The following is a 20737-nucleotide window of genomic DNA, read 5'->3' on the forward strand; positions in this document are numbered from 1 at the left end:
ATCGAGATCACGCTGCAGCTGCTGGCGCGCTTTGGCGTGCAAGTGCAGCGTGAGGGCTGGCGCGCCTTCACCATCGCCCAAGGGGCGACCTATCGGTCCCCTGGCGAGATCCACGTCGAGGCCGACGCCTCCTCGGCCTCGTACTTCATCGCGCTGGGCGCGCTGGCGGCCTCTGCGCAGGCGCCCGTGCGCATCGAAGGGGTGGGAGCCCACTCCATCCAAGGCGACATTCGCTTCGTCGACGCCGCGCAGGCCATGGGGGCCGTCGTGCAACAGGGCCCGAATTGGCTCGAAGTCCACCGCGGCCGCTGGCCGCTGCGAGCGATAGACCTGGACTGCAATCACATCCCGGATGCGGCAATGACCTTGGCCATCATGGCCTTGTATGCCGATGGCCCGTCCACCTTGCGCAACATCGCCAGCTGGCGCGTGAAGGAAACCGACCGCATTGCCGCCATGGCCACCGAGCTGCGCAAGCTTGGCGCCGAGGTGATCGAGGCCGCCGACAGCCTCACGGTGTACCCGCTGCGCCAAGTGCGTGCCGCGGCGATCCACACCTATGACGACCACCGGGTGGCCATGTGCTTTTCGCTGGCGGCCTTCCATGGTCTGATCGATGGCCTGTCGGCGCCGCAGCCCTTGCGCATCCTGGAGCCGCGCTGTGTGGCCAAGACCTTCCCCGATTACTTCGAAACGCTGTTCAGCGTGGCCCGCGCCGAGGTGGCCGACATCCCCGTGCTGACGATCGATGGCCCGACCGCCTCGGGCAAGGGCACTTTGGCCGCCGAAGTGGCCAAAGCCCTGGGGTATCACCTGCTCGACTCGGGCGCGCTGTACCGAGCCGCGGCCTTGGCGGCCCAGGAAGCCGGCCTGGACGCGCAAGACGAAGCCGCGCTGGCCGCCTTGGCCGCCCAGTTGCCGCTGCGCTTCGAGCCGGGCCGCATCTGGCTGGGGGACCGTGACGTGAGCGAGGCCGTGCGCCGCGAAGACATCGGGGCCCTGGCCTCGCAGATCTCGGCCCATGCGGCCGTGCGCGACGCCCTGCGCCAGCGCCAACTCGAGTTTCGCCGTCTGCCGGGCCTGGTGGCCGACGGCCGCGACATGGGCACCGTGATTTTCCCGGATGCCACCTTGAAGGTCTTCCTCACCGCCAGCGCCGAAACACGCGCCCAGCGACGGCATAAGCAATTGATTTCCAAGGGAATTTCTGCTAACCTTGATACCCTTTTGCAGGACTTGAAGGCGCGCGATGCGCGAGACCAGAGTCGCCGCACAGCGCCATTGAGGCCTGCACAAGATGCGCAGTTGCTCGACAACTCAGCACTTTCCATCGAGGCTTCGGTGCAGCAGGTGTTGGTGTGGTGGGCACAGCGCCGGCCGTTTAAGTGAACGGCCAAAAACCCTGACCGGTCCTGCGAGCCGGCCAGGGTGGTGGGCCCGGTTTTCTCCCTCCTGTGCCGTGCAGGCACGCTGGAAGGCCGGATTCGTCAACCCAACCCGCGGCCGTCCCGGCCGCGCTTTGCCGGTCGCAGGTCGGCACCAGGAATCTTTTCATGTCTGAAACCGCTGCTGCCGCCTCTCAAGGCCAGGAATCCTTCGCCGCTCTGTTCGAAGAGTCTCTCAAGCGCTCGGAAATGCGCGCTGGCGAAGTGATCACCGCCGAAGTCGTTCGTATCGACTACAACTTCGTCGTCGTGAACGCCGGGCTCAAGTCCGAGGCTTACATCCCCATCGAGGAATTCAAGAACGACCAAGGCGAACTCGAAGTCCAAGTCGGCGACTTCGTGGCAGTGGCCATCGACGCCGTCGAAAACGGCTATGGCGACACCATTCTGTCGCGCGACAAGGCCAAGCGTCTGGCCTCTTGGCTGCAGCTGGAGCGCGCCCTCGAGTCGGGCGACTTCGTCACGGGCACCGTCTCCGGCAAGGTCAAGGGCGGCCTGACCGTGCTGGTCAACGGCATCCGCGCCTTCCTGCCGGGCTCCCTGATCGACACCCGTCCGGTCAAGGACATGAGCCCGTACGAGGGCAAGACGATGGAGTTCAAGGTCATCAAGCTCGACCGCAAGCGCAACAACGTGGTGCTCAGCCGCCGCGCGGTCATCGAGGCGTCGATGGGCGAAGAACGCGCCAAGCTGCTCGAGACCTTGCACGAAGGCGCCATCGTCGATGGCGTGGTCAAGAACATCACCGAGTACGGCGCTTTCGTCGACCTGGGCGGCATCGACGGTCTGCTGCACATCACCGACATGGCCTGGCGTCGTGTGCGCCATCCGTCCGAAGTGGTCAGTGTCGGCCAAGAAGTGCGCGCCAAGGTGCTGAAGTTCGACGCCGAGAAGAACCGTGTCTCGCTGGGCCTGAAGCAATTGGGCGACGATCCCTGGGTGGGCGTGGCGCGCCGCTACCCGGCTGGCACCCGCCTGTTCGGCAAGATCACCAACATCGCCGACTACGGCGCCTTCGTCGAGATCGAGCCGGGCATCGAAGGCCTGGTGCACGTCTCCGAAATGGATTGGACCAACAAGAACGTCGCCCCCAGCAAGATCGTCGCGCTGGGCGACGAAGTCGAGGTCATGGTCCTGGAGATCGACGAGGACAAGCGTCGCATCTCCTTGGGCATGAAGCAGTGCAAGCCCAATCCCTGGGAAGAGTTTGCTCAGAATTACAAGCGTGGCGACAAGGTCAAGGGGCCTGTCAAGTCGATCACCGACTTTGGCGTCTTCATCGGCCTGGCCTCCGGCATCGATGGGCTGGTGCATCTGTCCGACCTGTCGTGGAACGAGCCGGGCGAAACCGCCGTGCGCAACTACAAGAAAGGCCAGGAAGTCGAAGCCGTCGTGCTGGCCATCGACGTGGAGCGCGAGCGCATTTCGCTGGGCATCAAGCAACTCGATGCCGATCCGTTCAGCAACTACACCGCGGTGCATGACCGTGGTGCGACCGTCACCGGCACGGTCAAGAGCGTGGACGCCCGCGGCGCCGAGATCCAGCTCGCCGACGATGTGGTGGGTTACCTGCGGGCCTCGGAAATTTCCCGCGACCGTGTGGAAGACGCCCGCAACGTGTTGAAGGAAGGCGACGAAGTCACCGCGCTCATCATCAATGTCGACCGCAAGGCCCGCAGCATCCAGCTGTCGATCAAGGCCAAGGACAGCGCCGAGCAGCAAGAAGCGCTGCAGCGCCTGTCGGCCGAGAGCGCCGGCAATGCCGGCACGACCAGCCTGGGCGCCCTGCTCAAGGCCAAGCTCGACACCCAAAACAGCAACAACGGCTGATGCCAAGGTCGGCGTCCTGGCTGGCCCGCCAGGACGCCGCACGCAACCCCGCGGGGTTGTGGTGAGGGGCCGCCGGCATCGCTGCCCTTCATCCCAGCCTCGAGCCCGTGCACCCAGGACGAGCGCACCATGACCCGATCCGATCTCGTGAACCAGTTGGCCGAGCGTTTCAGCCAGCTCACCCATCGCGACACCGAGTTTGCGGTCAAGACCATGCTCGACGCCATGGCCGAGGCCCTGGCACGCGGCCACCGCATCGAGATCCGCGGCTTCGGCAGCTTCTCGATCAACCGCCGCCCGCCGCGCATGGGTCGCAACCCGCGCTCGGGCGAGCAGGTGCTGATCCCCGAAAAACTCGTGCCGCACTTCAAGCCCGGCAAAGCCCTGCGTGAGGCCGTGGACCGCCAGCCGATCGACGCCCCGGATACGCCCACCCCCCAAGAGTCCACGGCCGTTTGAGACCTTGGCGGCGGCCGCTGCGGCGCCGATAGAATCTCGCCGATGCGAGCCCTGACCTGGCTGTTCCGAGCCTTCCTCTTCTTCGTTCTGTTCGCCTTCGCGCTCAACAACCAGCACGAGGTGGAACTGAAATGGTTTTTCGGCCACGAGACACGCGCCCCGATGGTGCTCGTCGTGCTTGCGGCCTTCGTGCTGGGCTGCGTGTTCGGCGTGCTGGCGATGGTGCCGAGTTGGTGGCGCCAGCGCCGGGCAGCGCGGGCCTCGCGTCCGGTGGCTGCCGAGCCGGCCTCAGCGGCGCCTTCTGCCCACTCGTCGGCCACGGCCGAGAGCCTGCGCCTGAACCATCCGCCGCGCGATGGAATTTGACTACCAGTGGTTGCTGCTGGGGCTGCCCCTGGCCTTTGGCCTGGGTTGGCTGGCCTCTCGTCTGGATCTACGCCAATGGCGTCGTGAGCAGCAATCCTCACCCAAAGCCTATTTCAAGGGCCTGAACCTGCTGCTCAATGAGCAGCAGGACAAGGCCATCGATGCCTTCATCGAGGCCGTCCAGCACGATCCGGACACCACGGACCTGCATTTCGCCTTGGGCAATCTCTTCCGTCGCCGGGGGGAATACGAGCGCGCGGTGCGCGTGCACGAACACTTGCTCAGCCGCGCGGACTTGCCGCGTGCCGAGCGCGAGCGCGCCCAATACGCCTTGGCCCAGGATTTCATGAAAGCCGGTCTGTTCGATCGGGCCGAGGCAGCCTATCGGGCGCTCGAGAACACCGCCTTCGCCACCGAAGCCCGGCTGGCGCTGCTGGCGCTGTACGAACGCTCGCGGGACTGGCCCGCCGCCATCGAGACGGCCACCAAGCTCGAGGCCGCCGCCACGGGCTCCTTCGCGCAGCGCATCGCCCACTACCATTGCGAACTGGCCCATGAAGCCGATGCGCGCGGAGACAGTGCCGCGGCCGAGCAGGCCCTGGCCCGCGCACGTCAAGCGGCCGCGCATGCGGCGCGGCCCATCGTGATGCAAGGCGAGCGCCTGGCCCGCCAGGGGCGACATGAGGAAGCCCTGGCCACCTGGGGGGATCTGATGGCCGTGCAGCCAGAGCGTTTCGCGCTGGTGGCCCAGGCTTACGCCACCAGCGCCCAGGCCGCCGGCCAAGCACCGCAGGCACTGCGCCGATTGCAGACGCTGTACGACCAGCAGCCCAGCACGGCCCTGCTGCGCGCGCTGCTGCAACTCGATGCCGATCCGGCGGCACGGCGCCGGCGGCTGGCCGAGCATCTGGAGCGTCAGGCATCGGTGGGCGCCGCGGCCGGACTGGTGGAGGAATGCCTGCACCGACAAGACGTCTTGAGCCCGCAGGAGCTGCAGTCGATGCACAAAGTGCTGGCCGCCACCGCCCGTCCGCTGCAACGCTACCGCTGCGCCGCGTGTGGCTTCGAGGCCCAGCACTACTTCTGGCAATGCCCCGGCTGCCACAGCTGGGACAGCTACCCGCCGCGCCATCTCGATGAACTATGACTGAACCCGCTCGCCCCAGCCCGCGCGACTCGGACCGCGTGATCCTGTGCATGAAGTGGGGCACGAAGTACGGTCCTGAGTACGTCAACCGGCTCTATGGGATGGTGCGCCGTCACCTGAGCGGGGATTTCCGCTTCGTCTGCCTCACCGACGACCCGCGGGGGCTGCGGACCGAGGTGGAATGTCACCCCATCCCGGAGCTGGCGCTGCCCGCAGGCATTCCCGAGCGCGGCTGGAAAAAGCTCACCACCTTCGAGCCGGACCTGTACGGGCTGAGAGGCACGGCCCTGTTCCTGGATGTCGATGTGGTGATCGTCGGTTCGCTCGATGCCTTCTTCGAGCACCCCGGCGAGTTCCTGATCATTCACGACTGGAAGCGCCCTTGGCGCATCACGGGCAACTCTTCGGTGTACCGTTTCCGGCTGGGCCAACTGGGAGGGGTGCTGTCTCACTTCCGCGCCCATCAGGCCGACATCCGCCGCCGCTACCGCAATGAACAGGCCTATCTCTCGGCCTATCTGCACGAGCGCGGCCTGTTGGCCTATTGGCCGCGCCAGTGGTGCGCGAGCTACAAGTACCATTGCCTGCCCCGCTGGCCCAGCAACTATTGGCGCCAGCCGCAAGCGCCCGCCGATGCGCGGGTCTTGGTGTTCCATGGCACGATCAACCCGCCTGACGCGATCGTCGGCACCCCGTGGCGCTGGCGCCGCTATGCCCGCCCCGCGCCCTGGGTGGCCGAGCATTGGCGGGAGTGAACCGCCCTGCCCCCGCGGCGCGACGCGCACCAGAGACTCGCTGCGCCTGGCGTGCCCCCCCTTTTCGCGGGAAGACGCCAAGGTCTTCCCTCCTTAGACTTTGTCCGGTACGCGCCGGCACGGACCGGCGGCGACCACTTCGGGAGGATGGCATGCGCACTGGCTGGACTGGCGCGCTGATGGCGCTTTGCTTGACCCTGCTTTCCCCTGGCGCCCATGCCGTGGGCGACGTCAACCGGCTCGATGCCACCGGCTTGCAGTCGGTCAAGGGCATCGGCCCGAAGTTGGCCGAGCGCATCGTCACGGAACGGCGCCGCTCGCCGTTTCGCGATTGGGACGACTTCATCGATCGCATGCCCGGCGTGGGCGAGCGCAAGGCGCGTCAGTGGTCGGCCCAAGGACTGACGGTCAATGGCGTGAGCCTGGCTCAACATCAGGCCCTTGGGCGCCGGCTGGACCCGCCGGCTCGGGCCGCCGCGCGTTGATCTGCCCCCGACGGCCGAGTTCAAGTCGCCGCCTCGGAGGCCTGCGCGCCCGCCAGCCCGAGGAAATGCTCCACCTCGGCGCGACGCGCCAGTGTGTCCTGGCGGCCCAGTTCCATCAGCGCGTGCACATAGCCCGGTTCAAACAATAGGTAGCTGACCAGTGCCGCCCCTTCCCCTGGCGACTGCCCATCGCTGTGCACGCCCAAGGCCCGCAGCAAGGCGCGGATCGGAGCGGGCAGCTCGGCCACGTGGCCGGCGGCCAGATCGTCCAGGCGCTGGCTTGGAGCGATCACCAGCAGGTCCAAGGGACGCAGGCTGGTGCGCTCACGGGCCTCGGGGCTGAGCAAGGACAGTGTGTGATTGATGCGGCGCGCGCGCTCCACATCCACCGCCAGCGCATCGAGAAAGATGTTCGACAGCGCATGGCCGGCGATCTGGGCCAGCGAAGGATAGTCGCCACAGACGGCCCGCGGCCCCGGGGGCTCCTGCAGGCGCCCTGCGCCAATCACGAGGATGCGCTGCGCCCCGAGGTGCACGGCCGGCGAGATGGGGGCGGTCTGGCGCATTGAGCCATCGCCGAAGTATTCCCGCTGCCCCTGCACCTGCAAAGGCACCGCCGGAAAGACGAAGGGAATGGCCGCAGAGGCCAGCAGATGCGAGTGCGTCAGGCGTGTGGATTCGGCCAGGCGCTGCGAGCGGGACCAGGGCTCGATCGGACGGCAGGCCTGGTAGAAGGTGACATGCTGGCCCGAGGAATAGCTCGACGCCGTCACGGCCAGGGCATGCAAATGATGATGACGCAAGGCCCAGTCGATGCGACGCAGGTCCAGACGGCGATGCAACAGCGCGGCCAGCGGCCGGTTGTCCAGCAGGCTGCGGGGACGCTGGCGCCACCAGCGGGTCAGCAACCAGCCCAGCGAAAGCAGCGTCAGCCAGCGCGCCCCGCTACGAATGACCCCGAGGGAATCGGCCCGAAACACCTGCTCGACCCGCAGCTGCGACCACACCGCGGCCAACTCTTCGACCGCAGCCACGAAATCGGCCGCCCCGCAGGCCAGCGCGCTGGCATTGATGGCACCGGCCGAGGTGCCCACCACGATGGGAAAGGGAGTGCGGCGAGCCGCGTTGCGTTCTTGCAGCAGGCCCGCCATGGCTTGCAGCACGCCGACTTGATAGGCCGCACGGGCGCCACCGCCCATCAGCACGAGGCCGGCCAGGGAACTTGACCTCATGCACCGCAGTGTAGGGCGGCCGGGGCCGCGCGTGCACGCAGGCCCCGGCGTCCGCCGCGCGAACTCAGTCGCGGCCGCGCCCCGGGTGGTCGGGCCGGCCGTGCCCGCCCTTGTGCTCGTGGCCGCCCTTGTGCTTGTGCTTCTTCTTCTCTTCCCAGTAGCGGCGCTCACGGTCCTCGTCGTACTTCACGAAGTACACCGGGGTGCTGCAAGCGTTGTATTCGTGGCAGTGCTTGTGCCAATGCTTCGCATGCCCCGGCGGCACCCGCAGGTAAATGGGCCGCTGAGGCACCACCACGGCCGGCGGCGCAATGAGGACCGGTTGCGGATAAATCACCGCCGGCGGCGGCCCATGACCGATGTCGACGCGACCGTAGAAGCCCGGCTCGTGGATGCTGACCGACACCCCCACGCTGGTGCTGCCGGCTGCGGCCAAGACAGGGGCGGCAGCCAGGACGGCGGCCGCCAGGCCAGGACGTGCTTTCATGAGGAACGACTCCTTGAAGCCCGGGGCCGAAGCGCCCCCAAGGCTCCCTGATGGAACGGAATTCTCATCCTAGCGGGATTGTTGGCCCGAAAATGGGAAACGTTGCCAGATGTGCATCAATTTCTGACACTCCGTCGCCCAAACCGCGGGGCGCAGCTGCCGACCCTTACAAAGGGTTACAAACACCGCGGCTGCGTGGAGGCGTGGGCTCAGTCATACACGATGCTCGCCTGCCCTTCATGGGCTCCGCGTCGCCAGTGCTCGAGGGCTTCGTCAGTGGGATAGAAGCGCGCGGCATCGCCCAGGTCGATCTCGCCATAGGCCCGCGGGCGGTGCACGGCCAGGCGCACCGACAGCCCTTGCACCAGCTCGCCATGTTCGGTGAGCAGGCGTCGCGGTGGATGGGCTTGTAGCAGTTCACGCACGGGCAAGGCCTGACCGTTGACGGCCACGCGCAGGTAGCGGCCGAAACGGCAGCGCGCGGCCGCCAGATCCCAGACCTGCTGCACGTTCAGGCGCAGCCCGCCGGAGAAACGGTCGGGCTGGACCTTGCCTTGCACGATGAGCAGTTCGTCGTCCTGCAGCCATTCACGGTGGGCTTCGAGCAATTCCTCGTTGACCACGGCCTCGATGACCTCGGTCTTGTCGTCGAGCTTGAAAATCGCCACCCGGCCGCGCTGGCCGTTGACCACGCGCAGCTCGCTGACGATGCCCGCGAGCAATTGGGGCTCGCGGCTGTCTTGCACGTCGGCGATGCGTTGCCGTACGAAGCGGCGCACTTCGGGGGCGTATTCATCGAACAGGTGGCCCGACAGATAAAAGCCGATGGCCGGCTTTTCGTGCATCAGACGCGCCTTGATGCTCCATGGCTCGACATTCACGAGCTCGGGTTCCTGCATGGACGAACCATGGGTGTCGCCAAAGTCGAACAAGCCGCCTTGGTCGGCATGGGCAGCCTGGGTGTCGGCATATTCGAAGCCCAGGGACACGCTGGCCAGCAAGGCGGCGCGGTTGGGCTCGATGCCATCGAAGGCCCCGGCTTTGATGAGGGCCTCGACCACGCGCTTGTTGATGCGTGACCGATCCACGCGCGCGCAGAAATCGAAAAAGCTCTTGAAACGCCCGCCGGCCTGCCGGGCCTGGACGATGGCCTCGATGGCGCCTTGGCCCGTGCCCTTGATGGCGCCCAGGCCATAGCGCACGCGGCGATCCCCGATGGGCTCGAAGCGGTAGACGCCGGTGTTGACATCAGGCATCTCGAAACTGATGCCAAAGTTCTGCACCGCGTCGTCGAAGAAGACTTTGAGCTTGTCGGTGTCGTCGATGGACACGCTCATGTTGGCCGCGAAAAACTCGGCCGGGTAATGCACTTTGAGCCAAGCGGTGTGATAGGCCAGCAGCGCGTAGGCCGCAGCATGCGACTTGTTGAAGCCGTAGCCGGCGAACTTCTCCATCAAGTCGAAAATCTCGTTGGCCTTGGCCGCGTCGATGCCGTTCTTGGCCGCCCCCTCGGCGAAGATGACGCGGTGTTTGGCCATCTCCTCGGGCTTTTTCTTGCCCATGGCACGGCGCAGCAAGTCGGCGCCACCGAGCGAGTAGCCGCCGACGATCTGAGCCACCTGCATCACCTGCTCTTGGTAGACCATGATGCCGTAGGTCTCCTTGAGCACGCTTTCCATCAGCGGGTGGGGATACTCCACCGGCTCGCGCCCGTGCTTGCGCGCGCAGAACGAGGGGATGAGATCCATCGGCCCCGGTCGGTACAAGGCCACCAGCGCAATGATGTCTTCGAACACGCTGGGCTTGGCATCACGCAGCATGCCCTGCATGCCACGCGATTCCAGCTGGAACACGGCCACCGTCTTGCCTTCGGACAGCAGCTCGTAGGCGGCCTTGTCGTCCAACGGGATCTTGGCGAAATCGAAATCCTTCTGGTCGGGATGGCGCGCGACGATGAATTCCTTGGCCATCTCCAGGATGGTCAGCGTGGCCAGGCCCAGGAAGTCGAACTTGACCAGACCGATGGCTTCCACATCGTCTTTGTCGTATTGCGACACCGCCGCATCGCTGCCTGGCTGCATGTACAGCGGACAAAAATCGGTGATCTTGCCCGGGGCGATCAGCACGCCGCCGGCATGCATGCCGATGTTGCGCACCAGGCCTTCGACCCGTTCGGCCAAGGCCAGCAGTTCGGCCACTTCTTCTTCGTTCTTCTCGCGCTCTTCCAGCTCGGGCGCTTCCTTGCGGGCATAGATCAGGTTCGGGTCGGGCTTGTCGCCAGGGCGCTTGAGCGTGACGGTCTTGCCCGGCGGGGCCGGCACGAGCTTGGCGATGCCGTCCACATGGCCGTAGCCCATGCCCAGCACGCGGCCCACGTCGCGCAGCGCAGCTTTGGCGGCCATGGTGCCGAAGGTGGCGATTTGTGAGACCGCCTCGCGTCCGTAGCGATCCTTCACGTAGTCGATGACGCGGTCACGGTTGGCCTGGCAGAAGTCGATGTCGAAGTCGGGCATCGACACACGTTCGGGGTTCAGGAAGCGCTCGAACAGCAGGTTGTAGCGCAGCGGGTCGAGGTCGGTGATTTTCAACGCATAGGCCACCAGCGACCCGGCCCCCGAGCCGCGCCCCGGACCGACCGGGCAGCCGTTGTTCTTGGCCCAGTTGATGAAATCGGCCACGATGAGAAAGTAGCCCGGAAAACCCATCTTCAAGATGGTGTCGATCTCGAAGTCGAGTCGTTGCACATAGGCCGGGCGTTGCCGCTGTCGCTCGGTCTCATCCGGGTAGAGGTGGGCCAACCGTTCTTCCAGTCCGGCGAGCGAGACCTGCCGGAAGTACTGCGCCATCGTCAGCCCCTCGGGGATGGGGAAGTCGGGCAGCTGCGGCTTGCCCAGCACCAAACTCAGGTTGCAACGCTTGGCAATCTCCACCGAGTTGGCCAGCGCCGAGGGAATGTCGGCGAACAAGGCTTCCATCTCGGCCTGGGTCTTGAAATACTGCTCTCGCGTGAAGCGTTTGATGCGCCTTGGGTTGGTGAGCGTTTCGCCTTCGGCGATGCACACGCGGGCTTCGTGCGCCTCGAAATCCTCCGGGCTGAGGAACTGCACCGGATGGGTGGCCACCACCGGCAGTCCCAACTCGGCTGCCAGAGGCACTGCTGAACGCACATGGGCTTCATGGCCGGGCAAGCCGGCACGTTGCAGCTCCAGATAGAAGCGCGCGGGAAACAGCGCAGCCAGACGTTGCGCAGCCGCTTTGGCGCGCGGCAGGTCGCCAGCCAGCAAGGCCTGACCGACCAAGCCTTGGTCGGCCCCGGACAGCGCGATGAGCCCTTCGCCCAGGGACTCCAGCCACTCCCAGCGCAGCCACGCCTGCGCGCGCTGCACGTTGCGGGTCCAGCCGCGCGCCAGCAACTCGCACAGATTCAGATAGCCCTGACGGTTCTGGATCAGCAGCAACAGTCGGCTGGGCTGGCGATCATGACCCAGGCCAGCCAGCGGCTCGATCCACACGTCGGCCCCGAGGATGGGTTTGACACCCGCCTCACGGGCGGCTTTGTAGAACTTGATCGCGCCAAAGAGGTTGGACAAGTCCGTGATCGCGACTGCGGCTTGTCCATCGGACACGGCGGCCTGGACCATGTCATCGATGCGCAAAGTGCCATCGACGACGGAGTATTCGGTGTGGGTGCGCAGGTGGATGAAGGCCATGCGGGTCATTTTAGGCAGCCGCCTGCCTACAATCCGGCGCCGTGAGCTCCATACTGAACATTTCGGCTTATCGCTTCGTCGCGTTGGACGACTGCCAGCGCCTGCGCGAGCGCATCCACGCGCATGCCAGCGGTCTGGGGCTGCGCGGCACCGTGCTGCTGGCCGAGGAGGGCATCAACCTCTTTCTGGCCGGCCCCGTGCAGGCCGTGCGCGACTTCGTGCAATGGCTGCGCTCGGACGACCGCTTCGCAGACCTGAACCCCAAGGAAAGCCTGTCGGACGGCGTGCCCTTCCGGCGGCTGAAGGTGAAGGTCAAGCGCGAAATCATCCGCATGAACCAACCCACCATCCGTCCGCACCAAGGCCGCGCCCCAGCGGTGGATGCCCCCACGCTGGCTCGCTGGCTGGAGACAGGCCACGATGACCAGGGGCGCCCGGTGGTGACGCTGGACACCCGCAATGCCTTCGAGGTGGACCACGGCACGTTCGACGGGGCGATCGATTGGCGGCTGGCAAAGTTCAGCGACTTTCCCAAGGCGCTGCAGGCCCATCGAGACGAGCTCGTCGGCAAAACGGTGGTCAGCTTTTGTACCGGCGGTATTCGCTGCGAAAAAGCCGCGCTCTACCTGCGTGAGTGCGGGCTGGAGCACATCTACCAGCTCGATGGTGGCATTTTGAAATACTTCGAGCTGATGGGCTCGCGCCATTTCCACGGCGGCTGCTTCGTCTTCGACGAGCGCCAGGTGCTGGCTGCGGACCTGCAACCCCTCAAGACTTGAGCACGGCCAGCACGTCGGAGCGGAATTCGCGCTGGTACAAGACCCAGATCACGCCGGCGGTGAGCACCGCAAACACCAGGGGTGAGAAAAACCAGCCGATCAGTGCAAACGCCATGTAGTAGGCCCGCAAACCGTCGTTGAAGGTTTCGGCCGCCAGCCCCACGACACGACCGGCCCGCTGCGCGAACTCCTGGCGTGCGGCTTCATCTTTGGCGAACTCGCGATAGTCGGGCGCCGAGGCGATCATCAAGGCCCCGAAGGTGTATTGACGCAGCGACCAGGTGAAGCGAAAAAACGCGAACACGAACACGCCCGTGAGCACCAAGACCTTCAGGTCGAACACCAGCACCGAGGTGCGCGCCGCAAAGGGAATCTCGGCCACCAGCTCGGTGGCCTTCTCGCTGGTTCCCAGCACGGCCAGCAAGCCGCCGATGATCAGGATGGTGGTGGATGCGAAAAATGACGGGCTGCTGGACAGGCTCTGGATCACGATGCCATCGATCACGCGCACGTCGCGATGGGTGGTCTGCAGCATCCATTGGCGGCGCAGCCGGTTGGTCACCCCCAGCACGGTCATTTCCGTTTGGCCCCGATGGCGAGCAAACAGCGCATAGGCCACCCAAGCCGCGAAGAACCAGGCCAGGGCCAGCCAGTCGGCCCAGGGTAGCAAGGTGATGATGTCGAGTACGGCGTTCATGGGCGGCACTGTAGCCCAGCGCGCGGCAACCGACTGCCCGGCCCGACCCAGGGCATGAACGGCGCGTGCGTGCCGCCTCGATGGCATCATTCCAAGCATTGGAACCCGAGTCGATGAACGACCGACGCAATGCCCTGACCCCCGAAGCGCTGGCCATGATCGAGGCGATCGCGCGCAGCGGCAGCTTTGCTGCGGCCGCACGCGAGCTCGGCAAGGTGCCCTCGGCATTGACCTACAGCGTGCGTCAGCTCGAACAGGCGCTGGACGTGCTGCTGTTCGACCGTCGCTCCCGCCAGGCTCAGCTCACCCCGGCCGGTCAAGAGCTGTTGGCCGAGGGGCAACGCTTGCTGCAAGCCATCGATGCCGTGGCCCACCGGGTGCGCCGAGTGGCTTCGGGCTGGGAGCCCCAGCTCAGTATCGTGGTGGACAGCATCTTGTCGAGCCCGACGGTGTTCGACTTGTGTGAAGCCTTTTACGCCATCAATCCCCCCGCGGGGCCGGGCCCGCGCCTGCGCCTGCGCAGCGAGGTGCTGGCCGGCACCTGGGAAGCCCTGGTGCAGGGCCAAGCCGACCTGGCCCTGGGCGTGGTCGGCGAGCCCGCACCGGTGGCCGGCATCGCCATGCTGCCGCTCGGACGCATAGAGATGGACTTCGTCGTGGCGCCGCACCATCCGCTGGCCGGCGCCACCGAGCCGATCACCGATGCCCAGTTGGAGCGCCATCGGGCTGTTGCCGTGGCCGACACGGCCCAGCGTCTGGCCCCGATGACGATCAACCTGTTGCCGGGTCAGGATGTGCTGACCGTCCCCAGCGTGCCGGCCAAGCTGGAAGCCATTCTGCGCGGGTTGGGCTGTGGGTTTCTGCCGCGCGGCCTGGTGAGCCCGCAGGTCCAGGCCGGCCGCCTGGTGGTCAAGGCCGTGGCGCGCCCCCGCCATCCCCCGGCCATGTACTACGCCTGGCGCTGTCCGCCGGGCCTGGGTTGCGACCCCGCCAACCGGCAGGGCCTAGGGCTGGGACTGCGCTGGTGGCTCGAGCAACTGGACCGGCCTGCCACCCGCAGCGCCTTGCTGCAGCGCCACCACGGCGCGGCGATGCTCGCATGAGCGCGCCCTATGTCGGGCGCTTTGCGCCCTCGCCCACTGGCCCCTTGCATGCCGGATCCCTGGTGGCCGCCTTGGCCAGCTGGCTCGACGCCCGTGCTCATGGCGGGCGCTGGCTGGTGCGCATCGAGGACATCGATGCGCCTCGCTGCGTGCCTGGCGCCGATGACCTCATCCTCGCGCAACTCGCCCGCTGCGGCCTCGTGCCCGATGCCCCGCCGGTGTGGCAATCTCGGCGCCAGCACTTGTACGAGCAGGCGCTCGATCGGCTGAAAGCCGCTGGCTGGTGCTATCCCTGCGGCTGCAGCCGCAAGGAGATCGAACAGACCTTGGCCGCGCAAGGCCTGGCGCATGCCCGCCATGGCGAGCGCGTCTACCCGGGCACCTGCCGCGGCGGTTTGGCAGGCAAACCACCACGGGCCTGGCGGCTGCGCACCGTGCATGCCAGTGGCCTGGGGGTCCAGATCGACTGGACCGACCGCCGTCTGGGACCCCATCATCAGGATCTGAGCCGTGCGGTGGGCGACTTCGTGCTCAAGCGGGCCGATGGCCTGTGGGCCTATCAGCTGGCCGTGGTGGTGGACGATGGCGAGCAAGGCATCACCCATGTCGTGCGCGGCGAGGACCTGGCCGACAACACGGCGCGTCAAATCCACTTGCAGCGCCTGCTGGGTCTGCCCACCCCGCGCTACCTGCACACGCCGCTGGTGCTGGGGCCCAGCGGGGAAAAGCTGTCGAAGCAAACCGGGGCTCGAGCGCTGGACACCAGCGACCCTCTGTCCGCAGTGGGGGCCGCCGCCCGCGTGTTGGGCCTGTCGGCCCAGGGACGCGATCTGCCCAGCCTGTTGGCCGCCCTGGTGGAGGCCTGGCGCGCCCGCTGGCTGTGACACACTGCGGCGCAGGAGACACAGACCCATGCGCATCCTGCTGGTGGAAGACGAGCCCGAACTGGCCCGCTGGTTGGCCAAGACGCTGGCCCAGCATGCCGGCATCGTCGTCGATTGGGCGCATGACGGCGTGCTGGCCGACCGCCGCTTGTCCACCGAGAGCTTCGACGCCGTGGTGCTCGACCTGGGGCTGCCCGGACTGGACGGCCGCGGGGTGATCGCCCGCATGCGTGAGCGCGACGACCGCACCCCGGTGCTGGTGCTCACCGCGCGCGACTCGCTGGCCGAGCGGGTGGGCACCTTGCACGAAGGCGCCGACGATTTCTTGCCCAAGCCCTTCATGGTCGAAGAACTCGAAGCCCGGCTGCTGGCCCTGGTGCGGCGAGCCCGCGGCAAGGAGCATCCGCGTCTGGCCTGTGGGCCGCTGCACTTCGACGCCGCCTCGCAACGCTTCACGGTGGGCGCAGAGGTGCTGCCGCTGTCTCCGCGCGAGCATGCCGTCTTGCGCGCCCTGATCCAAAAAAGTGGCGAGCCTTTGAGCAAGCAGCACATCCTCGATCGCGTCTTCGCCGACGAGGCCGATGTGAACCTGGAAGCCATCGAGGTCTATGTCCACCGCTTGCGCAAAAAGCTGGCCGGCACGGGCGTGCACATCGTCACCTTGCGCGGCCTGGGCTATTGCCTGGAAGCCGATGCACCGTGAAACGCGTTCGCAGTCTCAAATCGGCCCTGTTGTGGTGGCTGGTGCCCGGCTTGGCGTTCATCATGGGGGCCAGCTTGTGGTTCTCCAACCAATGGCTGCGCGACCAGGTGGATGCCGCCTACGATCGGGCGCTGGCCGGCGCGTTGCGCGCCATCGACCTCAATGTGTCCACCGCCAGCGGCGGCTTGGCCGTGGAGCAGCCGTTTTTGCTGCTGGAGTTCTTCGAGCTGACCACCGACGCGCGGGTGTACTTCCGCGTCTCGACCGAAGACGGCCTGGCCGAAATCGGCAGTCCGTTCTTGCCGCTGCCGCGTGAGCCCTTGATCACGGGCGAGCCGCGTTTTTATTACGCCATGCACGAAGACACGCCGGTGCGGGTGGCCGCGATGGCCCGTCTGGCCTCGCCCCCGCTGCCGAACAACCCCCACACCCGCATCATCGTGCAAGTGGCCGAAAGCCTGGGCACGCGAGAGGTGTTTTTGCACCACGTGTTGCGCCGCTCGATCGAGCGCGATCTGTTGGGCATCGCCATGAGCATGGTGCTGTTGATCAGCGGCATCGTGATGACGCTGCGGCCGCTGACACGCCTGCAACGTGAACTCGAAGCCCGACCGGCCGATGACCTGCGCCCCATCGACGACGCAGACCTGCCCTCGGAAGTGCGCCCCTTGGTGGCGGCGGTGAATCGGCACATGGCTCGCTATGCCGACATGGCGCGCACCCAGCGCCAGTTCCTCGACGATGCCTCGCATCAGTTGCGCACCCCTTTGAGCGTGCTGCGCACCCAGGTGGACTTTGCGCTGCGCGAGACCGACCCGGCCGAGGTGCGCCGCGCCTTGCAGGCCATGCATGAAGGCCTGGACCGCGCCGTGCGCATGGCCAACCAGATGCTGGCCTTGGCGCGCGCCCGCGAAGCCTCGCTGGCCGAAGGCGGGCTGGCCATGGAGCCGGTGGATCTGGTGGCGCTGGCGCAAGGCGTCGCGCGTCAGCTCGTGCCCCACGCACGCGCCAAGCGACTCGACTTTGGCGTGGAAGCCCCCCAAACGCCCGTGGTCGTCGGCGGCAGCGAGTGGCTGCTGCGCGAAGCGCTGATCAACCTGGTGGACAACGCCATCCGCTACACACCCGCTGGCCGTGCCGTGACCCTGCATGTGCTCCAGGACGCGCGCCATGCCGTGCTGCAGGTGGAAGACCAAGGCCCCGGCATGAGCGCGCAAGACATCGAGCGCGCCGGGGTGCGCTTTCGGCGTGGGCAGGCAGGCAAACAGCACACCGGCGCCGGGCTGGGCCTGGCCATCGTGCACACCATCGCCCAGGTGCACGGCGCCCACCTGCGACTGGAATCCTGCGACCCCCCACCGGGCTTGCGCGCCAGCCTGGTGTTTCCCCTAGGTCCTGGTCCTGCGGCTGAAAGCCTTCCGAAAGCTGCGACTTCTTAGCCTTGGTCTGTTCGCCGCGGCCCTGTCGGCCGCTACTTCATGACCCTCAGGAGACAGACCATGACCTCCCGCTTTCGATCGACCGCAGCGGCCTGGCTGGCCACCACCGTGTTGAGTATTGGCACCCTCGCGCAGGCCGAACCCGCCCGCCCCGAATGCGTGGCCCCGGCCCAGCCCGGCGGCGGCTTCGACCTGACCTGCCGCTTGGCCCAAACCGCGCTGGCCGACAGCGGCGCACTCAAAACCCCGCTGCGCATCTCCTACATGCCCGGCGGCGTCGGCGCCGTGGCCTACAACAACATCATCACCCAGCGACCGGCCGAAGCCGGCACCATCGTCGCCTTCTCCGGCGGCTCGCTGCTGAACCTGGCGCAAGGCAAGTTTGGCAAGTACACCGTGGACGACGTGCGCTGGCTGGCCGCCGTGGGTGCCGACTATGGCGTGGCCATGGTGCGCGAAGACTCGCCCTACAAGGACCTCAAGGGCCTGATGGCCGCGCTCAAAGAAGACCCGAGCAAGATCGTGCTGGGCGGTGGCGGCTCGGTCGGCAGCCAAGACTGGATGAAAGCCGCGCTGACGGCCAAGGCCGCCGGCGTGGACTACAAGCGCATGCGGTATGTGGCCTTCGAAGGCGGCGGCGAGGTGCTCACCGCGCTGCGCGGCGGCCACATCCAGGTGCAAATGGGCGATGCGTCGGAAGCCGCCCAAGCCTTGGAGGGTGGGGCCCCGGTGCGGGTGCTGGCCGTCTACAGCAAGAAGCGCCTGCCCGGCCGCTTGGCGGCCGTGCCCACCGCGATGGAGCAAGGCTTCGAGATCGATTGGCCCATCATCCGCGGCTTTTATGTCGGCCCCAAGGTGTCGGATGCCGACTACCAATGGTGGGTCGATGCCTTCAAAAAGGCCATGAGCGCGCCCGGCTACGCCGCCTTGCAGCAACAGCGCGGCTTGTTCCCGTTCGACATGGCGGGCCCCGAGCTGGACCGTTTCGTCAAAGAACGCACCCGCGCCTACGCCGAACTGGTCAAGGACTTCGGCTTGGCCAAGTAACCCCGTCCCGACCGCCCAATCCCACCCCCGACCCCGGTGCGCCGGCCGCGAGCCTGGCCACGGGGTTCGTCTGCCGACTTCCTGGAGTGTTCCCATGATGCTCAACGACCGCGTGCTGGGCGTCTTTGCCCTGCTGCTGGCCGCCTTGCTGACCTGGCAGGGCTGGGGCCTGGAAGCCCCATTTTCGTATGAACCCGTGGGCCCGCGCGCGTTTCCGCTGCTGCTGGCAGCCGTCATGGCCCTGTGCGGGCTGTGGCTGCTGGTGCGCGGGCGCGAGCGCGCCGAGCCCAACCCGCGCGGGGCCAACGCGCGCATTGCCACGATGGCGGCGCTGGTGGCCGGCTATGCAGCGGTCTTCGTGAGCCTGGGCTTCATCGTGTCCACCGTCTTGATGGCCGTCTTCGTCGGCCGCCTCTTCGGTGGCCGCTGGCACCAATGCGCCATCGGCGGCGTGGGCCTGGGGCTGGGGCTGTACTTGCTGTTCGACAAGGTCTTCGACGTGGTCTTGCCCACGGGACTCTTGAGCTTCGGGGGCTGACATGGACATCCTGCAACATCTGGGGCTGGGCTTTGGCGTGGCCTTTTCTCCGCTGAACCTGCTGGTGGCGGCCATCGGGGCTTTTCTGGGCACGGTCGTGGGCGTGTTGCCCGGCCTGGGGCCGATCAACGGCGTGGCCATGCTGGTGCCGATCGCCTTTGCGATGAATTTGCCGCCGGAAACCGCCCTCATCCTGTTGGCGGCCGTCTACGTGGGCGCCGAATACGGTGGGCGCATCACCTCCATCCTGATCAACGTGCCTGGCGAGGCCGCCGCGGTGATGACCACCCTGGACGGCTACCCGCTGGCCCGGCAAGGCCTGGCCAGCGTGGCCTTGTCGCTGTCGGCCTGGGCCTCGTTCATCGGCTCGACCGTGGCCATCCTGGGCGTGGCGGCCTTCGCGCCCCTGGTGGCCCAATGGGCCTTGGCCTTCGGTCCGGCAGAGTATTTCGTCCTGATGGTCTTTGCCTTTTGCGCCTTGAGCAGCCTGCTGGGCGACAAACCGGTCAAAGGCTTGTTGGCTGCCGCCATCGGTCTGGCCATCTCCACCGTCGGCGTGGATGCCAACTCCGGGGTGTACCGCTACACCTTCGACCTGCCGGAGCTGGCCGATGGCATCGACTTCGTGGTGGTGGTGATTGGCCTGTTCGCCATCGCCGAGATGCTGCAGATGCTGGAAAACCTGCTGGCAGGCCACAAAGTCGAAGTCCCCCCTGGGGAGCGCAAGCTGTTCAACCTGAAGGAGCTGCGCCTGACCTGGTGGTCCACGATCCGCGCTTCCTTGCTGGGCTTTGGCATCGGCGTGCTGCCCGGCGCTGGCGCCAGCGTGGCCTCGGCCGTGGCCTATGCCAACGAGAAGCGCCTGCACGAAGGCAAGGATCCGCAGGCCAAGTTCGGCCAGGGCGATTTGCGCGGACTGGCCGCCCCCGAGGCGGCCAACAACAGCGCGGCCACGGGCTCCTTCATTCCCATGCTCACGCTGGGCGTGCCCGGCTCGGGCACGACGGCGGTGATGATGGGGGCGCTGACGCTCTACAACATCACCCCCGGTCCGGTGCTCTTCGATGCCCAACCCGCACTGGTGTGGGGCTTGATCGCCTCGCTGTTCATCGCCAACGTGATGCTGTTCGTGATGAACGTGCCGATGGTGCGCGTGTTTGCCTCGATGCTGTCCATTCCCGGCTGGCTGCTGGTGCCCGGCATCCTGGCCGTGAGCTTCATCGGCGTGTACGCGCTCAGTTCCAGCACCTTCGACCTGCTGATGATGGTGGGCATCGGCGTGATCGGCTATGCCTTGCGCAAGATGAGCCTGCCCATGGCACCGATGGTGTTGGGCGTGGTGTTGGGCAATTTGATGGAGCAAAACCTGCGCCGCGCGCTGTCCATCACCAATGGCGAGCTGCACATCCTGTGGTCCAGCCCGGTGGCCGTCTCGCTGTGGGTGCTGGCCGCCGCCGTGCTGGTGATCCCACCGCTGCTGCGCCAACGCCGCGCGCTGCGGGTGCAACGCGCCTGAGGCCGAGCCCTGGCGCCGCCGGAGTCGTCCGGCGGCCCCCCTGTCATGGGGTGCAGGCGCCCCCTGCGTTGGCACCCGCCCTCCCTACAATGCAGGCGCCCACAGAACATGCAAC

The 20737-nt window shown here is 66.8% G+C and carries 19 protein-coding genes; 15 read left to right on the forward strand and 4 right to left on the reverse strand.

Translation table 11 applies throughout. The annotated features are described in order from the left end of the window. The 7 genes from cmk to CTA01S_RS12285 all read left to right on the forward strand — a co-directional run. The coding region (cmk, locus tag CTA01S_RS12255; protein WP_062195939.1) for a (d)CMP kinase at nucleotides 1-1389 on the forward strand (1389 nt) is incomplete at its 5' end. A 164-nt stretch (nucleotides 1390-1553) separates the two neighbouring features. Then, on the forward strand, nucleotides 1554-3275 hold the full coding sequence (gene rpsA / locus CTA01S_RS12260) for a 30S ribosomal protein S1 (protein ID WP_019560082.1): 1722 nt from the start codon (nucleotides 1554-1556) through the stop codon (nucleotides 3273-3275). 90 nt (nucleotides 3276-3365) lie between these two features. After that, a complete protein-coding gene (locus CTA01S_RS12265) occupies nucleotides 3366-3734 on the forward strand; it encodes an integration host factor subunit beta (RefSeq protein WP_259370078.1) in 369 nt (122 codons plus the stop codon). Nucleotides 3735-3776: 42 nt separating this feature from the next. Beyond that, entirely contained in the window at nucleotides 3777-4100 is a 324-nt protein-coding gene (locus CTA01S_RS12270) for a lipopolysaccharide assembly protein LapA domain-containing protein (protein ID WP_062195941.1), read from the forward strand. Next, entirely contained in the window at nucleotides 4090-5247 is a 1158-nt protein-coding gene (lapB, locus tag CTA01S_RS12275; protein ID WP_062195943.1) for a lipopolysaccharide assembly protein LapB, read from the forward strand. The genes CTA01S_RS12270 and lapB overlap by 11 nt, the downstream gene beginning before the upstream one ends. Next, entirely contained in the window at nucleotides 5244-6002 is a 759-nt protein-coding gene (locus tag CTA01S_RS12280) for a hypothetical protein (protein ID WP_062195945.1), read from the forward strand. Before lapB ends, CTA01S_RS12280 begins: the two co-directional genes overlap by 4 nt. A 191-nt stretch (nucleotides 6003-6193) precedes the next feature. Then, complete coding sequence (locus CTA01S_RS12285) at nucleotides 6194-6487, forward strand: ComEA family DNA-binding protein (protein WP_169452416.1); 294 nt, start codon at nucleotides 6194-6196, stop codon at nucleotides 6485-6487. A gap of 20 nt (nucleotides 6488-6507) precedes the next feature. Here CTA01S_RS12285 and CTA01S_RS12290 read toward each other — a convergent pair whose 3' ends face one another. The 3 genes from CTA01S_RS12290 to dnaE all read right to left on the reverse strand — a co-directional run bounded on the left by CTA01S_RS12290 (nucleotide 6508) and on the right by dnaE (nucleotide 11916). After that, nucleotides 6508-7719 (reverse strand): patatin-like phospholipase family protein, encoded by a 1212-nt coding sequence (locus CTA01S_RS12290; RefSeq protein ID WP_062195950.1) that lies wholly within the window; start codon nucleotides 7717-7719, stop codon nucleotides 6508-6510. Nucleotides 7720-7783: 64 nt separating this feature from the next. Then, entirely contained in the window at nucleotides 7784-8206 is a 423-nt protein-coding gene (locus CTA01S_RS12295; protein WP_019560089.1) for a hypothetical protein, read from the reverse strand. Between the two features lie 209 nt (nucleotides 8207-8415). Then, nucleotides 8416-11916, reverse strand: a complete 3501-nt coding sequence (dnaE, locus tag CTA01S_RS12300) for a DNA polymerase III subunit alpha (protein ID WP_062195952.1) — start codon at nucleotides 11914-11916, stop codon at nucleotides 8416-8418. 41 nt (nucleotides 11917-11957) lie between these two features. Between dnaE and CTA01S_RS12305 the strand changes: the two genes are divergently transcribed. Beyond that, complete coding sequence (locus CTA01S_RS12305) at nucleotides 11958-12695, forward strand: sulfurtransferase (RefSeq protein WP_062195955.1); 738 nt, start codon at nucleotides 11958-11960, stop codon at nucleotides 12693-12695. Here the strand turns inward: CTA01S_RS12305 and CTA01S_RS12310 are convergent. Further along, on the reverse strand, nucleotides 12685-13392 hold the full coding sequence (locus tag CTA01S_RS12310) for a DUF599 domain-containing protein (RefSeq protein ID WP_062195958.1): 708 nt from the start codon (nucleotides 13390-13392) through the stop codon (nucleotides 12685-12687). The two genes, CTA01S_RS12305 and CTA01S_RS12310, sit on opposite strands and share 11 nt — an antisense overlap. Before the next feature lie 113 nt (nucleotides 13393-13505). On the opposite strand from CTA01S_RS12310, the gene CTA01S_RS12315 reads away from it, so the two are divergent. The 7 genes from CTA01S_RS12315 (at nucleotide 13506) to CTA01S_RS12345 (ending at nucleotide 20622) form a co-directional block, all read left to right on the forward strand. Continuing rightward, nucleotides 13506-14495 carry a LysR substrate-binding domain-containing protein gene (locus CTA01S_RS12315; protein ID WP_062195960.1) on the forward strand — a complete coding sequence of 330 codons (990 nt, stop codon included), beginning with the start codon at nucleotides 13506-13508 and terminating at the stop codon, nucleotides 14493-14495. Continuing rightward, nucleotides 14492-15379 carry a tRNA glutamyl-Q(34) synthetase GluQRS gene (gene gluQRS / locus CTA01S_RS12320; protein WP_062195962.1) on the forward strand — a complete coding sequence of 296 codons (888 nt, stop codon included), beginning with the start codon at nucleotides 14492-14494 and terminating at the stop codon, nucleotides 15377-15379. Before CTA01S_RS12315 ends, gluQRS begins: the two co-directional genes overlap by 4 nt. Before the next feature lie 28 nt (nucleotides 15380-15407). Beyond that, nucleotides 15408-16082 (forward strand): response regulator, encoded by a 675-nt coding sequence (locus tag CTA01S_RS12325; RefSeq protein ID WP_019560095.1) that lies wholly within the window; start codon nucleotides 15408-15410, stop codon nucleotides 16080-16082. A gap of 62 nt (nucleotides 16083-16144) precedes the next feature. Further along, on the forward strand, nucleotides 16145-17521 hold the full coding sequence (locus CTA01S_RS12330) for a sensor histidine kinase (protein WP_062196034.1): 1377 nt from the start codon (nucleotides 16145-16147) through the stop codon (nucleotides 17519-17521). Between the two features lie 60 nt (nucleotides 17522-17581). Further along, entirely contained in the window at nucleotides 17582-18568 is a 987-nt protein-coding gene (locus CTA01S_RS12335; RefSeq protein ID WP_062195964.1) for a Bug family tripartite tricarboxylate transporter substrate binding protein, read from the forward strand. A 94-nt stretch (nucleotides 18569-18662) separates the two neighbouring features. Then, a complete protein-coding gene (locus tag CTA01S_RS12340) occupies nucleotides 18663-19106 on the forward strand; it encodes a tripartite tricarboxylate transporter TctB family protein (protein ID WP_062195966.1) in 444 nt (147 codons plus the stop codon). A gap of 1 nt (nucleotide 19107) precedes the next feature. Next, the gene (locus CTA01S_RS12345; RefSeq protein WP_019560099.1) at nucleotides 19108-20622 is read left to right on the forward strand and encodes a tripartite tricarboxylate transporter permease; all 1515 of its coding nucleotides are present in this window, start codon (nucleotides 19108-19110) and stop codon (nucleotides 20620-20622) included. Nucleotides 20623-20737: the final 115 nt, after the last annotated feature.

Origin of the sequence: Caldimonas taiwanensis NBRC 104434, assembly GCF_001592165.1 — a bacterium.
GTDB lineage: Bacteria > Pseudomonadota > Gammaproteobacteria > Burkholderiales > Burkholderiaceae_C > Caldimonas > Caldimonas manganoxidans.